Consider the following 16,838-nt stretch of genomic DNA (forward strand, 5'->3'; position numbering starts at 1 on the left):
AACAATGTTGAATAATCTGGAAAATGATTCGATTTTTACGCCAGAACAAGTTTTAGAAAATCGGGGTCGTGTCGCTATATTTATTGACGGATCAAATTTATTTTATGCAGCACTACAACTAGGAATTGAAATTGATTACACCAAGTTACTATGTCGATTAACCGGAGGCTCTAGATTGTTGCGAGCCTTCTTTTATACTGGAGTAGACCGCACAAATGAAAAGCAGCAGGGTTTTCTGTTGTGGATGCGACGCAATGGATACCGGGTTATTGCCAAGGATTTGGTACAGTTGCCAGATGGATCCAAAAAAGCCAACTTGGATGTAGAAATTGCGGTAGATATGATGGCTTTAGTAGATTCCTATGATACAGCAGTGTTAGTCAGTGGTGACGGGGATCTGGCGTATGCAGTGAATTCAGTCAGCTATCGCGGTGTGCGGGTTGAGGTGGTCAGTTTACGCTCCATGACAAGCGACAGTTTGATTAATGTGAGCGATCGCTATATTGATTTAGAAGCAATTAAAGAAGACATTCAGAAAACCCCTCGCCAAAGCTTTCCTTATCGAGCACTAGATCGATCACTAGCCCCTATAGGATTTTTGGAAGATCCCAGGGAAAGCGACAGCCAGCAGATTGAAATTCAAGAGTCATGAAGCAGTAAGCAACACGAGAAAGGGAGATAAGGAGGATGAGGCGGACAAATCAATTCAAAATTCCTCTTGGAAAGTTTGCTCCAACGCTGTCCTCCTCATGGCGCTGGCTGCTTATTTCCCTAATCTCCGTAGGGCTAGTTGCTTGTGCTGGGAGCCAAACTCACGTCACGACCAAACCACCTGTTGAGAGTCCATCACCTGGAGAGAAAGATAGTAACCTGACTTTCTTTGGTGTCACCTTAGAGCAAGCAGATGAAGTTGGCAGACCAATTTGGAGAGTCAGAGCAAAACAGGCAAAATACACCAAAGAAAAACAAATTGGTGCAGCGGAAAGTCCATATGGTGAACTTTACCAAGATGGCAAAGTTGTTTATCAAGTACAAGCTCAAATGGCAGACATTGCGCAAGATGGTAAGCAATTGTTTCTAAAAGGGAAAATTGTTGCAATAGATCCTCGCAATGGTGTTGTATTGCACGGTAATGAGTTGGAGTGGCGACCAAAAGAAGATTTGCTCATTGTCCGTAACCAGCTTCATGGAACTCATAAACAACTACAAGCAGTAGCGCAGGAGGCGCGAGTCAAAACTCGCGAACAACGCATGGAATTTTCTGGAGGAGTGGTTGCAAACTGCTTGGAACCGCAATTACAAATGCGAACCGAGCATTTGACTTGGCGAATAAAACAAGAAACATTAATAGCCGATCGCCCTGTGCAAATGGATCACTATAAAAACAACCAAATTACCGACCGAGGTCAAGGAGATTCTGCTGAAGTTAACTTGAAGACAAATATTGCTACCGTTAACAAAAATGCACAGCTAGAGTTATTAGACCCACCAGTGCAAGTCGCTAGTAACTCTATGACTTGGAACCTAAACTCAGAAACAGTAAAAACTAATTCTCCTGTGCGGGTCTTCCATCAAGCTGAAAAAGTAGTAGTTACTGCAAATCAAGGCGAAATGAAGATACCGGAAAACAGTGTTTATTTAACAGGAAACGTCTCTGGAGTTGGAGAGCGTGGCCAGTCTCTTAAATCAAAGACCTTAACATGGTATTTTGACAAGAAATTAGTTGAGGCTCAAGGGGATGTCGTTTATCGCCAAGCAGATCCTCCATTAGCTTTTACAGGTCAAAAAGCCTCCGGTGATTTGCAGGCAGAAACGATTGTCGTCAACAGCGATGGTTCTGGTAAAAAGGTCGTGACAGAGATTATTCCTCAAGACAGAAAAGTGAAAAATCAATAGTACCGCTCTAATCGCATTCTAAGAACGTGCTTTGTAAGTCCCAAAGGTACACATATAAGTAGGTCGGTACAAATAAAGTTAACTAGTTTTGGCAGTCATTAGTCATTGGTCATTAGGAGGCAGTGCGGTCTTGGGGAGCCACTGTGTTGGGGAGCCAGTACTGTAGGAGGGTCTCCCTCCGTAGGCGACTGGCGTTAGCGAAGCGGAACCGAAGGTTCTCCCCGAAGGGCGTCCGGCTCTGCCGACTTGTAGCATGTGGCGTGGTTTCCCCCATGAGCACCTGCCGTTCATTAGTAAGGGTTTGAGGCGTTTTTACATTTCTTAACATAGTTAGGTTTTTTTCCACCTATCTACTTAGTACAACATTGCACAAGTTCGTAGCGTTATGTGTGTCATTCTGAGTGGAGTGAAGCGGAACGAAGAATCCCAGATGCTTCGCTTTACTGCGTTACGCACCCTGCGGGAAGCCGCAAAGCGTCTACAGCATGACACTTTTCGATACGGATTTATGAAATGCAGTACTTAGTTAATAAGCACGATACTTACCAGGACGCTCATTTCTTATTTTTGAATTTTGAATTTTGAATTTTGAATTTCTTACTAGCCTCCGTATAACATTTCATTACGACTAGCTGCACCTAATTGAGGTATTGTATTGATAGCTATGTGAGGAGTGACAGTAGCAGGAACACCTGGAGCAACTTGTAATTGCTGCACTAAACGTTGCAACAATTGGTCTTGTCCAGTGCGGAAACCTGAGACATTCGTACCACGGTTAAGAATGGCAAACCATACCAAACCGCGATCGCGCGTGGGCACTACTCCGGCTAAAGCACTAACATCCCGTAGAGTGCCAGTTTTCATGAGCGTCGCAGCAGGTAAATGTCTAGAGTGCATCGTTCCCCGATGGTCAAATCCGGAGACTGGAAATAAGTCAGCCAAAGTCAACTGATAAGCCAATGCTTCCTGTTGAATTGCCATAAACATAGCACAAACTGCTCTGGGAGAAATGCGATTTTCCGGTCCTAACCCTGAACCGTTAATTAACTGAATTTCTGACTGCGGTACCCTTGCCAGAGTAGCAGCTGTTGATTGCACAACCTCCGCTCCCCCCACAGCATCTGCTAGCATTTGAGCTATGTCATTGTTACTGAAAACGTTCATCTCCCTGATGATTTGCTTTAAAGGTAGTGAGTGGTGACGCAATAGCAAAGTCGGTTGAGGATTTGCTATTGGTTCTACTTTCACTCCCCCTGCAATCACAACTTGAGGCTTGGGAGTTCCTTTTGGCATCAGCAAGTGTTGAAAACTAGCAGCACGGGACCAAGTAGCATAATTCAAGGCTTGCTTAAGCATCTGACCTGCGAGTACTGGATTACGCTGGAAATTCATCGCAAAATTCCCGGTAATCACCAAATTTCCTGTAACACGTTTAATGCCCATCTGGTTGAGACTATTACCAAGGGCAATGGCTTCTTCCCAAACAAACATCGGATCGCCACTACCTGTAATCACCAAGTCACCCTGTAACACACCATTCTGCAAAGGTCCTGTAGTACTGACCAAAGTTTGAAATTGGTGATCTGGACCAAAATTTTTGAAAGCAACGAGTGAGGTAGCAACTTTGGTTAAGGAAGCGGCTGGAAGAGGAGTCGTGCCTTGGTGATTAGCCATAAGCATCGGTCCAGACTGTATCCAAATTCCCTGACTTTCGATCTGATTTGCTGGCACTAATTTCGATGTTTGTAGTCCTTTTAGATATTCCAGCACCGTAGTAGCACCAACTGGATTTGGATCGGCGGCAACAACTAAGCCGGGGCTACCTTGCCAAGTTAAGATATCCAAAGCATTTATGGGCTTGACATTGACTCCAGCCATTTCCAGCCAAATAGAAATTAAACCCGAACCGAACAATTCCAGCATGCTTCATTGCCTCTGTAGAATATGCTATTTTGTTTAATGTATGATTACGTAAGTGTTCCCTGCAGACTAGGCATTGAGTCATGATAACCGCAGTTTTTGCCATGCGGAAGTAGGGCATGCAAAGAAGCTTTGGTAGAAAGTATAACCATTCGTCCAAAACATTTGAAAATAGAAAGTCTTCATTTGCACTTTTGGTGAATCTAGTTGTTAATGCAGGGTACTCATTTTTGTCTATCCCACATATTTCTGAGGTTTACGCCCAAATCAGGCTAATTTTATGATTTTAGGTAGCTGTGGTGCTTTGTGTGTTGCCAAAAATCCTGCTTTTGTGAAAAGGGTTGACTAACAGATTAAACTTTATCCTCAATACTGTGGTTTTGCTTCTCAGTTACAGAGGTAATTCATGTTATGTTGAGCTTGTTAGCACCTCTTGAGAAACGATCAAGGCTCAAGAATGAAGCTTGAAAGTTTTATAACTCATACTTCATCACTTTTGCCTTGATCAGAACATCTACTACTTTCAGTAGAGGCATCTGGTAAAATTTGTAAGGTTTCTAGAAGCTCTGAGCAATGGGATCGACTGGCGCACGGATCGCAATTGACGCAATGGGAGGGGATTACGCACCCGGTGAAATCGTTGCTGGCGCACTGCGAGCACGAGAAGAATTGGGTGTAGAAGTCTTATTAGTAGGCGATCCCCAACAAATAGAAAGCAAACTGCCGCCAAAAACTCATCTGCGGCAAGTAGAGATCGTTCCTGCTGAGGAGACGATCACAATGGACGAGGAGCCTTTAAGCGGTATCAGACGCAAACCTAAGGCTTCGATCAACGTAGCTATGGATTTGGTAAAAAATCACCAGGCTGATGCTGTGGTTTCTGCCGGTCACTCTGGGGCAGCAATGGCAGCAGCTTTGCTCCGCTTGGGACGACTGCGAGGAATTGACCGTCCAGCAATTGGTGCAATGTTCCCAACTATGGTAGCAGGAAAACCAGTGCTCATACTTGATGTCGGCGCAAATGTAGACTGCCGTCCTAAGTTTTTAGAGCAGTTTGCTATTATGGGGTCAGTTTATAGTCAGTATGTCTTGGGTATTCCAGAACCTCAAGTAGGTTTGTTGAATATTGGCGAAGAAGACACCAAAGGCAATGACGCCGCTGTTCGTGCTAACCAACTACTGCGTGAAAATCCCCAAATCTCATTTATTGGCAATGCGGAAGGACGTGATGTTCTTTCCGGTCGCTTTGATGTGATTGTGTGTGATGGATTTGTGGGCAATGTGTTGTTAAAATTTGCCGAAGCAGTTGGGGAAGTCATGCTCCAGATTATCCGAGAAGAATTACCCCAAGGATTACACGGTCAAATTGGGACAGCAATTTTAAAACCTAACCTCAAGCGAATAAAGCAGCGCATGGACCATGCAGAACATGGAGGTGCCTTGCTTTTAGGCGTTGATGGAATTTGCATTATCAGTCACGGTAGCTCCCAAGCACCTTCGATTTTTAATGCAATTCGCATGGCAAAAGAAGCTGTAGATAACCGAGTATTGCACAGAATTCAGTCTCAATATCAAAGCATTCAGCAAGAAAGTGGTTAACACTTCCCTTGTTTTCAGTCAAAGTCAAACTCAAAAGTCTTTTACTAACGACTAAAGACTAATGAACGGCAGGTGCTATATGCCGGGGAACCCGTCCACCGCACTGCCTCCTAATCACTAAAAGCTGATAGCTTTGGAGATGCCAGAGTGCAAAACTTAGGAATAGCAATCACAGGAAGTGGATCAGCAGTACCAGCAACTTTCCTGGATAACCAGGCACTAACAAAACTGGTTGAAACGTCAGACGAATGGGTGACCACAAGAACAGGAATTCGTCAACGGCGATTGGCAAAAGCAAGTGAAACGATAACTGAACTTGCGACTGCTGCTAGTGGGCAGGCGATCGCCATGGCTGGAATTTCCCCACAAGACTTAGATTTAATTGTGTTAGCAACCTCTAGTCCTGATGACTTGTTTGGCAGTGCTTGTCACATTCAAGCCCAATTGGGAGCTACTAAAGCGGTAGCCTTTGATATAACCGCAGCTTGCTCTGGCTTTGTGTTTGGGCTAGTGACTGCTGCTCAATACATCAGGACTGGGGTTTATCAAAACGTACTGCTTGTTGGAGCGGATTTTCTCTCTCGTTGGGTAGATTGGCAAGACCGGGGTACTTGTGTATTGTTCGGTGATGGTGCTGGGGCTGTAGTCATACAGGCAAACCAGAAGGATTACTTGCTGGGATTTGAACTCAGAAGCGACGGAACTCAAAATAACTGCCTTAACCTTGCCTATGCAACACAACCCACACAACTGACTCAAGAAGTCAATGTTGGAAAAGGCAACTTCCAACCCATCACCATGAATGGTAAAGAAGTATACCGCTTTGCCGTACAAAAAGTGCCAGAAGTTATTGACAAAGCTTTGTTTCGCGCCAACCTTAGTGTTGACCAAATAGATTGGCTATTATTGCACCAGGCAAATCAGCGCATTCTCGACGCTGTTGCTCAACGCCTGAATATTCCAGAACACAAAGTTATTAGTAATCTTGCCAATTACGGCAACACTTCTGCCGCCTCCATCCCGCTTGCCCTAGATGAAGCAGTGCGGCAAGGCAAAATCAAGACGGGTGATATTATTGTCACTTCTGGCTTTGGTGCTGGACTCACCTGGGGTGCAGCCATCTTCCAATGGGGAAGATAGTTTTTTATCCTTTGTCATTGGTTATTTGTTATTTGTTAATAACCAATAACCAATGACCAATGACCAATGACTAATGACTAATGACTAAAACTGCATGGGTATTTCCTGGACAAGGTTCGCAGTCCCAGGGAATGGGAATAGACTTATTAGATGTGCCATCCGCACAAGAAAAATTTGCTCAAGCTGAGAAAATATTGGGCTGGTCTGTCATCGAAATCTGTCAGAACAATCCCGAAAAGTTGGCGTACACTCTCTACACACAGCCTTGTTTATACGTTGTAGAAAGCATTCTCGCTGATATTATGCGAGAAAAAGAAAAACCGAATTTAGTTGCAGGTCACAGTTTAGGAGAATACGTCGCCCTTTACGTGGCTGGAGTATTCGAGTGGTCTGATGGGTTGCGTTTAGTAAAGCGTCGTGCCGAACTTATGGAGACCACTGCAGGTGGGATGATGGCAGCTTTAATGAACTTTGATCGTGAACAGTTGGAAAAAGTCATTGCTGAAACTCCTGAGGTAGTGATAGCAAACGATAATAGTTCAGCTCAAGTGGTCATCTCAGGCACACCCGCAGCAGTAGAAGCCGTAATGTCTCAAGTTAAGGCAAGGCGTGCTAAACCTTTAAATGTTTCTGGAGCATTTCATTCCCCTTTAATGGCACCAGCAGCAGCTGAATTTCAAGATATTTTAGAATCAGTCGAATTTTATCAAGCTTTTTTACCAGTATTATCAAACGTAGAACCAGTTCCCACTGTTGATGCAAGTGTTTTGAAAAAACGTTTAATACAACAAATGACTGGAGGAGTGCGATGGCGAGAAATTTCATTAGCACTACCAGAAAATGGCATTGAACGAGTAGTAGAAATTGGTCCTGGTAATGTGCTAACTGGTTTAATTAAACGCACTTGCTCTGACTTAATTCTAAAAAACGTCAGCAGCCTAGATGATTTAGGAGCGTAAACAATAAACTTCGCGTCAGTTGTAGGGTAAGAGGTAAGGGGGAAAGAATATAAAAAACCTTTTCCCTTTCTCCACTACAGTGGCAATTGTTACTTTTCCCACGAGATCTCATAGAAGTTAAGGCAGCAGAAAGCAAAAATACTCCCTCTTTCCCTCTTTCCCTCTCTCCCTCCCTTTCGACTATGTCTCGAAGCCGTGAACCATATGTAAGTTTGTTACTTTACCACGCATTTAAGTGGTCAGTAGTCAGTCCCATGCTTCAGGTTTATTTCAAGGGACGAATCTATGGTGCTGAAAATGTCCCTAAAACAGGACCACTACTAGTAGTTAGCAATCATGCTAGTAACTACGATCCACCCATTGTTTCTAATTGCGTAGGCCGTCCAGTAGCTTTTATGGCAAAGGAAGAACTCTTTAAAATCCCAATTCTCAGTAAAGCAATTCAGTTGTACGGTGCTTATCCTGTGAGTCGAGGTAGTGCCGATCGCACTGCTATCCGTGCAGCTATGAAGTATCTTGATGACGGGTGGGCTGTAGGTCTTTTTCTACAAGGAACACGTACTCCAGACGGACGCATTACAGATCCTAAAAGAGGTGCAGCCCTGATTGCTGCTAAAGCCAAAGTCCCACTTTTGCCCGTATCTTTATGGGGAACTCAGGCAATTGAGCAAAAAGGTTCAAAAACTCCTGTTTCAGTTCCAGTCACAGTGCGAATTGGCGAACTGATAAATGCTCCCAGTTCTAATGATAAAGAAGAATTGGAGACGTTAACGCAAAAGTGTGCAGCAGCAATTAACACGCTCCACGAGTTGGGACGATAATTTGGAAGAGCCTAAAAATATGCTTAAAGGAGGTGGCAACAGCCACTGAATTTATGCCAATTTAAAACCATACAATTTTAATTTGAGATTTTGGATCGGTAATTGACGTAAAAAATTATCAATAATTATCTGAACATTAGTAGAGTTTTTGCATCTATCTTTAGGGAAAGAGAGTAAAAAACCTTAATCTAAAATCTTAAGTTCGACTTGATATTAGTTCCACGCTGCTGAACTTCATTCACCCTCATCAAGCTCTTCCGAAATAATATATGAGCAGTTTTGATGGCAACAATTTTTGGTATCGCCTGAATAATCTGGCGTTAGTCCGTTTTTTGCTTTTAGTTGCTTCCGGATGGGCAGTTACACTACTTCTAGATTATTTTCAATCAGTTATTGTTATTTTTACAGTTGCTGCAATTTTGGCTTTTTTACTAAGCTATCCCGTACAATGGTTACGGCGTTTTTTGCCTCACGGTGTAGCTGTGGTTATTGTTTTCTTGCTTACGCTTGTGATTCTTGGCGGTTTAACAGTTACTGTAGGCTTAACAGTTTTATCTCAAGCGCAACAATTAATTGACAGTGTCACTGGATTTTTAAACTCTTTAGTACCTTTAGTCCAGCGACTTGAAGAATATCTTCGTAACCGGAATCTGAGAATAGATTTAAGTTTATTAGAAGAACAACTGCGAAATCAAGCTATATCTCTACTTGGTTCGAGTTTCCTTATTTTCCAAAGCTTTCTGACTAACTTTGTAACATTTATATGGATCGCAGTTGTGACTTTATTCATGCTACTGGATGGTGAAAAGCTTTGGCATTTTGTCATCAAAGTAGTTCCACAGAAACGACGTTCTAAATTTACGGAGATTATCAAACGTAGTTTCTTAGGATTTTTTCGAGGCCAATTAATATTAACCTTGTTTCATACAGCTTCAACTTTCATTATTTTCTTGGTCTTAAATGTGCCTTTTCCACTAGTATTGTCATTGATTGCTGGACTACTTATCATAATTCCTGGTATAGGAGCCACATTAGGAGTTTGTATAGTGACTCTCATAGTTTTATCGCAAAATGTCTGGTTGGCACTCAAAGTTTTGGTAGCTTGTATTGTACTGCAGCAAATCCAAGATAACTTAATTGCGCCTCGAATTATGCGAGGTGCTCTTAATCTTAATCCTGTCGTTGTCTTCTTTGCTTTACTCGTTGGGGCTAAGGTTGCAGATTTATTAGGAATTTTTATTTCTATTCCGATTGCTGGAATTTTAGTTGCTTTATTTGAAATTGATGAAATGAAAGCTGAAGTTTAGTCATTAGCTATAGCAATCCGGTTTGATTTGGTGAGACCACTGCGAATGACGGCTTTCCCGACCTAGGCATCTAGCGTTTGCGTTAGCTCCGGCCCCCTTAGGGGCTAGCGGAACCGGAGGTTCTCCCCGATAGCCCTCCGGGGAAGACCTCCGGTCTCGCTGCGCTTTAGACCTCTGGGCGTGCGCAAAGCGCATACGCCAGAGCCGGCACGAGGGAGAACGCCAGGTGCTACAACGGGGGGAACCCTCCGCAGTCGCCACAACGGGGGGAACCCCCGCAAGGCGCTGCTCTCCGCAACGCACTGGCTCCCCTCCCGCAGCGCTGGACTCACCGTAAGGCGTGGCGTTAGCCATAGGGTGAATTGACTCGTAGAGGCAGGGAACGCTTAACAGGGAACAGGGAAGAAGCAATAAAAGCGTACGGAGTTTTTTTCAAAAATCAAATAGGAGTCCTATATTAGTCATTAAGTCAGTCAACCTAAAAAGATTAAAAAAGAAATTTTGCGATACGCGTAGCGTCAAGCCTCCGGCTTATCGCACCAGTCTAAAAGAGGCAGGCAGCTTTGTATCTTCTCCACCTGACGCTTTGATAACGCACTTTGGACGTGCGCTATGCGCTTACGTTTAATTTAGTTCTAATCATAATGATATTTGACATTTAATAATGTTGAACTACTTCTAAAAATTTAATAATAAATATACTTAATCGCAAAGTATAATGTTTTGATACATAATTTAAAGATGGCAAAAAAACATGTTATTTGTGTTGGATTTATTTATGATATAAATAGTAACTGATAGCTAAGAAATCATGACTAATGAGTGATACAGATTTAAGAGCGCAATTAACAGAAAATTTAGATGAGGCAGAGTGGGAATGGCTGATTCCTCATGCGCAACGGGATGCTCTAATTCTCGTGGCGGTAGGGCTAGATATACTAGATGTGGGAGTGGCGATCGCTGGCGATAACGTATCGCAAGTCGAAACTTGGATAGATGAGGCATTGATTACCAAACCCTCGGTTACACAAATAGGAGAATGGAACACTCAGGGTGCAAAGCGTTTTAAAACTTTAATTGTACAACCTTACGTGATGATACAAGAAAAAACTGTTCCCTAAAAAAGATAAAGCGATCGCTAAAGTTCTTCAGTTTCCTCAATTTGAAATATTTTTTAAATTATAATTTTTTGACTATTCTTTTAATAACTGATTTGATGACTGCTTGTTTTTAATTTCATCAGTAGCCGTGTAACCAGTTGTTACCCAAACTATAGCTCGAATTCCATCACGGATAGATTTTCCAATTGGTTCGGGAGAAGTCTCTGAAGGGACTGTGACAGGTTTGAAATCAATTCCTCGACTACCCAAAACAATTTCACCAACGATTCTAGCACGGCGCATGTGGTAGTCAGAAGTCACTACATAGACACTTTTTATGCCTCTTTTTTTCAAATCATCTACCAAGGTTGTAAAGTTTTCTACAGTATTATTTGCTCTATAGTCTAGACGCAACCGCCTTGTATCAACTCCAGCTTTAGCAAACACCTGTTTAGTTACCTTTGGAGGGCTACCTCCAGAAATCCAAATGCTTAAATTGGGGTGTTTTTGGGCAAAATTTGCTGTAAACTTCTCTCGCTCTAATTTAGATGTTGAACCACCTAAAACCAAAATTGCTTGAGGCTGCATAAATTGGGTTTGAATTTCCTTGTAACCCCACAACATCATCAGTGGTAGTGCTAGGAACATAAACCGAGAATAAATACCTTTAGATTGTTGCTTTTTCAAGGGCTTATCACCTCGGTTGCTTAAACTGAATTTTTTGCGGGAATCATAACGTACATTATCAAAGCAATAAAAATTTAACTCACATTTGTGTTTTTATCATATTTCTGTTCCACGAATTTTGTACACCACTGGTGTAAATATCTTTCTTTTCTAAAGTCCCAATATCAGAATATTTTTTGACAAACCACGACTCACAATTCTCAGGGTTTATTGAACTAACAGACACGAGATGTGGTCTTATCTGTGCCTAAAAATAAGAGACATCTCCAGATTCAATGGATGATTATAACCTCCATCTAAGCAAATCCAAAGATTTCCCAAGTAGTTTATCAAATGTATTAGAGGACGGGACTGGCCAGATTCGAACCGGCGACCTAGCGCTTCAGATTTGTGTGAGTTTCCCCACTCTCTGGACTATACCTTCACCATAGGCTTTAAGCCCTTAGGTGGTAGCTTTCTAGTCTCTACACCTTCCTGAGCAGACCTGTATAAGAAATGACAAGTCTTAGCCCAGGCTTGGCTCGGTATTCCCATGAAGTGTCAGCATTGTAGTCGAAAGACAACCAATCCTACTTTTTCCTTTCTTTTTAGGGTTCACCGAATTTAACTACATTCACTCATAGAGTTTCCTCTATAGTGCCCGATAGTTCAGGAGGCGCTCGCTCTATCCTGCTGAGCTACAGCCCCAAACAGATATCATTCAACATGATACCATTTTTAGGGGGACTGCCAAGAATTATCCCAAGATCCGCCGCCTATTTCTAATCCACATAGCAAGCTACGTGCTTTCCGGATAGTTTTTCTTTTTCCAATACCTAATTCTCGCAGGTCTAAATTTAACTCTCCCTTCATAGTGTCACTACAGCAAAATCTCAAACCATTTGCTGTTGGCGCACGTAAAGAAGTTCCAGGTAAATTGGTAGTTCCTGTGATTTCAACTTCATACAGCAAATTCCGTGCTTGCATTTGCCATCTACCCCAAGGCTGAATATCCCACTTTACTTGGGAATTCCAGGGTACGAATTCATAAAACTTGCCTTGATGGTGTATGCCAATCATAGCTACAGATTCCATCCACCATAAAACACCGCGTCGTCCACCGCCAGCAGTCAAAGCAAGGTCGGGTTCATCTTCAAAGCTATTGCAGTTGAGCCAAAACCATTTTTGGGGAAAAGCGCCTCCCCAATTTTTCTCGCCGTAAGCTGGGGCGTTGCGAAATTCGTAGCGTTTACCATTCCAGTCAATCCAACCGGAAGCTAAGCCATGCGCCATGAGAATTTGCCATCCGGGTTCAAAAATCTGCAAAAATGACAACCAACCAGCGGTTGATTGTTGAATACTTCCTTTATCACCCCATCCATAAATGGGTTGAATTTCATACTCCCAACGACAGTAGTGACCAGTAGCAGGATCGTGAATTGCCCCTTGATTCAGGGTGGCTGTTGCTTGGTAGCCTTCTTGAATATGGTGTTCAAACTCAGGTGGTAGGAGGTACACAGGTTTAGTATGTAGAAGGTTTGTTTTGCCCCAATGACCTAAGCCCAAAACGTTACGATTTGCCCAAAATTTGCTCACATCGGGAAACGTGCGCCATAAATACTCGTCATTGGGACCTAGGATTTGTGCTGCACCGCCACTGTGGTGTTTACCGCCGATTGGGTCTTCAATAGAATACATAAAGGCAAAAGTTTCACCTTCAGTTGGTAAGGTGACGCGGTAATACCAACCTTCAAAGAAGCGACGAGCAGTACCGTCCCAGTGATAACCACTGTGGGGTGTTTGGATTAAATGATGAGAATTTGTGGAAATAGTTAACATAGATTTACCATGCTGCCTATTTCCCAGTATGAGCGATCGCCTTAACATAAATGATGCCTACTCTATCCTGGAACTTAAACCTGGTGCATCACCAACACAGATTAAGCAAGCCTATCGTAAGCTAGTTAAGATTTGGCATCCTGATCGGTTTTCTCATCCGCACCAAAAACAGGAAGCAGAAGAAAAAATTAAACAAATCAACGAAGCTTACGACAAGCTTAAATCTGATCTGCCAAGTTCTACTGATCCGCCCACTCAGACAACACAGACAACACAGACAAACATTTATACAAGTCGCTCCAATGCCGAACTTTTCTACAACTGGGGAGCAGAGAATGCAAAACAAGGAAGATACCAGGAAGCACTTGCGGACTTTACTCATGCAATTCGCCTCAATCCCAACTACATCGATGCTTACAAATACCGTGGGTTTATTTGCTCCCAACTTGGATATGAGTATCGAGCCAGTTCTGATTTAAATAAAGCCGCACAAATCGAAGCGAGGCTGAAAAATAAACAGACTCATTCAGCATCGCCATCATCAAGATCGTCCAAAACCTCCCGAAGAAAATCAAAGCTCAGATCCCTTCTAGAAAGGTTTTTACACTGGATCAAGCGTTTGGCTAGGTTTTAAGAGGTCATCCGGATGCACTTGTGTTTGTCATGTCTTGTTGACATGAGTACTTCTGGGCATAGATTCTTTGAAATTTATTAGAAGAAGATGAGGATAGGGTAGTGAAACCGCGTTACGCGCTCAAGTTATTTTCTGATTTAGGCACCAAGCACAGCACTCACCTGATTATGGCCAAACTCCACTGGTTAGAAGTTAGCGAATACGCCTCCGTCTCTTTTTCTGCACTGGGATTAGTCACAGCCGCACTCACGCAACAGATGATTTATGTAGCTGCTCCTTTGACTGTAACAGTTTGCTTGAACGTTGCTAATCGAGAAAGGTTAAAGTATTTGATTGAGCAGCATCAACAAGCAACAATTGCCAAACAGGATCTACTCATGGATCCACTGCGACAACGACTGACAAACTTTGATACTTTCACTCAAAAACTCAGTGCAACAACTGAACAGCAGCTTGAGGAGTTACGACAGAACCAGCAGCAAGACGCCAATATTTTCACTCAACGTCTTGAAGAATTTGATGCCTCTTTCCAGCAAATCAGTACAAACATTCAACAACAGATACAAGGATTACTGCAAAATCAGCAAGAACAAAATACCGATGATCTCAAACAGCGCTTAACTCAACTCGACACCTTAACGCAAGAATTAAATACAAACACTCACAAACAGATAGACCCTATTTATCAGCGCCTTGCACAACTTGATGCTTTGACACAACAGTTGAGTACAAGGACACAACAGCAGATACAGACATTACACCAAACCCAGCAGGAACAAAATATTGATGTTGTGAGTCAACGACTCACTCAACTCGACACCATCATGCAACAGTTGAGTACAACGACACAACAGCAAATTAATCCACTTTCTCAGCGCCTTTCTCAACTGGACTCTTTTGCACAGCAATTAAATCGATACACTCAGCACCAGGTACAGGCATTACAGCAAACCCAGCAGGAACAAAATGTGGATGATGTTAGACAACACCTGACTGAACTGGATGCCCTGACACAAAATTTAAGTGCAAATACTCAAAAACAGTTTCAAGAACTTCAGTACGCGATCGCACTCATACAAACTGAACTACAGGAGTTGTCTTTGGGAAAGCAGCAATCTCAAAACCTGTCGGAAAAAAAACAAAAACCAGAAGGTTTCAAGCCTCCTCAAGTAACGATTAAATCACCAGCACCACCACCACCCCCGCAGGAAAAGAAGCAACAGACAACAAATTTTTCTCCAAATCTATCTCCAGTGACGGTGACACAAAACCCAAGTTCTCAGGTCAATCATAAAACACCGGAAGTTTCTACACCTGTTGTCAGCACAACAACATCACCTCCAAAACCGGAAGTTTCTACACCTGTTGTCACCGTAACAACATCACCCCTAACACCAGAAGTTTCTACACCTGTTGTCACCATAACAACATCACCCCTAACACCAGAAGTTTCTACACCTGTTGTCAGCGCAACAACATCACCTCCAACACCGGAAGTTTCTACACCTGTTGTCAGCGCAACAACATCACCCCCAAAACCGGAAGTTTCTACACCTGTTGTCAGCACAACAACATCACCACCAACACTAGAAAGTTTGACAACAGAAAGTCTTGTTTCATATAAAGTGACGTCCGTCGCATTTAGTCCGAACGGACAAACATTAGTTAGTGGTTGTGATGACAAAACTATAAAAACTTGGCATTTGCCTGACAAGGAACCTCGCATGCTTAGGGAAACCGGAGGATTTTCCTGTTCTGGCGCAGTGAATTCTGTAGCATTGAGTCCTGATGGAAAACTTTTGGCAAGTGGAAATGATGACAAAACAATTCAGTTGTGGGAGATTTCCACTGGAAAGGAAATCTCCACCTTCAAAGGGCATAAAGATAAGGTTTATACTGTAGCATTTAGCCCAGATGGAAAAACTTTAGCTAGCGGCAGTAAAGATAAGAGTATCAAGCTTTGGTCTATAGATACAAATAAAGAAACATCTACACTCCACGGGCATTGTGACGAGATTTTCTGCGTTGCTTTCAGCCCAGATGGAAATATTTTAGCTAGTGGTGGTGGTAAAAAGGATAAAACTATCAAAGTGTGGTATCTGGCTGAAAATAAATTTTTGACTCTTAAAGGTCACTCTGAAGAATTGGGAGGAATTTATTCTGTTGCTTTTAGTCCACATGGAAATACTCTTGCAAGTGGCGGTACAGATAAGACAATTAAAATTTGGCAACTCTCAAATGGTCTAGAACTCCGCACTATTGGGGGACATTCTGATGATATTTGTTCTGTAACATTCAGTCCAGATGGTAAGCAGATCGCAAGTGGTAGTAAAGACAAGACGGTAAGGCTTTGGCAAGTGGAGACAGGGAAGGAAATCCGTACTTTCACTCTTGGTGAAGATCCAATTTATTGTGTTGTCTTTAGTCCAGATGGTAAGACTTTGGCAGTGGGTGGCTATGGTGATAACACTGTCATGCTATTGCCTTGTGATTAAGCTGGGCAAAGCACTTGGAGACTGCAAATGAAATCAGCAGATCAAGCAATGCAAATCAATTTTTCCGGTAAGAGAGTAAAAAAAGACTATGTTTATAACAAATTTTATAAAATGTTAAGACAGATGAATCGTTATAAAATTTGGTAAATATATAAACCTTTCTCAGCAGGAGATGCTAACTTAAAAGTAGGCGCATGGAAGTTAGAAATTTATCTAAACCTTCACTTGTTAGAGCCTGTGCCTCCTGCTCTAATATATTCGCGACCATTTCTCAGTTGTTGTGTTCTGTTGTGATGTATTTCGCCTAAAGTTTAGTAAAGTCGTTTTGGAGGTTTTTTAACTGACAGCAAAAGTGCCTGCTTAGCTTGAATCGAGAATACACAATTGCGAAGATATTGGTTGTGAACCTTGTCCACCTTAGTTGAGTGACTTTCTTCTCATTTTTTACTCTTCTCAATCATT

Annotated in this window: 13 protein-coding genes; 10 read left to right on the forward strand and 3 right to left on the reverse strand. The window is 42.5% G+C overall.

Annotation, left to right across the window (positions count from 1 at the left end; genetic code table 11):
* Window positions 1–4 precede the first annotated feature (4 nt).
* Complete coding sequence (locus tag AC5JM2_RS28860) at window positions 5–652, forward strand: LabA-like NYN domain-containing protein (RefSeq protein WP_495838460.1); 648 nt, start codon at window positions 5–7, stop codon at window positions 650–652.
* 35 nt (window positions 653–687) lie between these two features.
* Window positions 688–1,896 (forward strand): LPS export ABC transporter periplasmic protein LptC, encoded by a 1,209-nt coding sequence (gene lptC, locus AC5JM2_RS28865; protein WP_495838462.1) that lies wholly within the window; start codon window positions 688–690, stop codon window positions 1,894–1,896.
* Window positions 1,897–2,496: 600 nt separating this feature from the next.
* Here lptC and AC5JM2_RS28870 read toward each other — a convergent pair.
* Window positions 2,497–3,819, reverse strand: coding sequence for a D-alanyl-D-alanine carboxypeptidase (locus tag AC5JM2_RS28870; protein WP_495838464.1), 1,323 nt, complete (start codon window positions 3,817–3,819; stop codon window positions 2,497–2,499).
* A 570-nt stretch (window positions 3,820–4,389) separates the two neighbouring features.
* Between AC5JM2_RS28870 and plsX the strand changes: the two genes are divergently transcribed.
* From plsX to AC5JM2_RS28900, 6 genes are all read left to right on the forward strand, one after another.
* Complete coding sequence (gene plsX / locus AC5JM2_RS28875; protein WP_495838466.1) at window positions 4,390–5,415, forward strand: phosphate acyltransferase PlsX; 1,026 nt, start codon at window positions 4,390–4,392, stop codon at window positions 5,413–5,415.
* Window positions 5,416–5,562: 147 nt separating this feature from the next.
* Window positions 5,563–6,555 carry a beta-ketoacyl-ACP synthase III gene (locus tag AC5JM2_RS28880; RefSeq protein ID WP_495838468.1) on the forward strand — a complete coding sequence of 331 codons (993 nt, stop codon included), beginning with the start codon at window positions 5,563–5,565 and terminating at the stop codon, window positions 6,553–6,555.
* An 80-nt stretch (window positions 6,556–6,635) separates the two neighbouring features.
* The gene (gene fabD, locus AC5JM2_RS28885; protein WP_495838470.1) at window positions 6,636–7,514 is read left to right on the forward strand and encodes an ACP S-malonyltransferase; all 879 of its coding nucleotides are present in this window, start codon (window positions 6,636–6,638) and stop codon (window positions 7,512–7,514) included.
* A gap of 182 nt (window positions 7,515–7,696) precedes the next feature.
* Window positions 7,697–8,335 carry a lysophospholipid acyltransferase family protein gene (locus AC5JM2_RS28890; RefSeq protein WP_495838472.1) on the forward strand — a complete coding sequence of 213 codons (639 nt, stop codon included), beginning with the start codon at window positions 7,697–7,699 and terminating at the stop codon, window positions 8,333–8,335.
* A 269-nt stretch (window positions 8,336–8,604) separates the two neighbouring features.
* Window positions 8,605–9,642, forward strand: coding sequence for an AI-2E family transporter (locus tag AC5JM2_RS28895; RefSeq protein WP_495838474.1), 1,038 nt, complete (start codon window positions 8,605–8,607; stop codon window positions 9,640–9,642).
* 818 nt (window positions 9,643–10,460) lie between these two features.
* Window positions 10,461–10,763, forward strand: coding sequence for a DUF2288 domain-containing protein (locus AC5JM2_RS28900; RefSeq protein WP_495838476.1), 303 nt, complete (start codon window positions 10,461–10,463; stop codon window positions 10,761–10,763).
* Window positions 10,764–10,835: 72 nt separating this feature from the next.
* Here AC5JM2_RS28900 and AC5JM2_RS28905 read toward each other — a convergent pair whose 3' ends face one another.
* Both AC5JM2_RS28905 and AC5JM2_RS28910 read right to left on the reverse strand, forming a co-directional pair.
* Complete coding sequence (locus tag AC5JM2_RS28905; RefSeq protein WP_495838649.1) at window positions 10,836–11,390, reverse strand: YdcF family protein; 555 nt, start codon at window positions 11,388–11,390, stop codon at window positions 10,836–10,838.
* 756 nt (window positions 11,391–12,146) lie between these two features.
* Window positions 12,147–13,247, reverse strand: a complete 1,101-nt coding sequence (locus AC5JM2_RS28910; RefSeq protein WP_495838478.1) for a tocopherol cyclase family protein — start codon at window positions 13,245–13,247, stop codon at window positions 12,147–12,149.
* Window positions 13,248–13,275: 28 nt separating this feature from the next.
* Between AC5JM2_RS28910 and AC5JM2_RS28915 the strand changes: the two genes are divergently transcribed.
* Complete coding sequence (locus AC5JM2_RS28915; protein WP_495838650.1) at window positions 13,276–13,881, forward strand: J domain-containing protein; 606 nt, start codon at window positions 13,276–13,278, stop codon at window positions 13,879–13,881.
* Window positions 13,882–14,048: 167 nt separating this feature from the next.
* Window positions 14,049–16,376 carry a WD40 repeat domain-containing protein gene (locus AC5JM2_RS28920; protein WP_495838652.1) on the forward strand — a complete coding sequence of 776 codons (2,328 nt, stop codon included), beginning with the start codon at window positions 14,049–14,051 and terminating at the stop codon, window positions 16,374–16,376.
* Window positions 16,377–16,838: the final 462 nt, after the last annotated feature.

This window comes from Brasilonema angustatum (assembly GCF_059505445.1).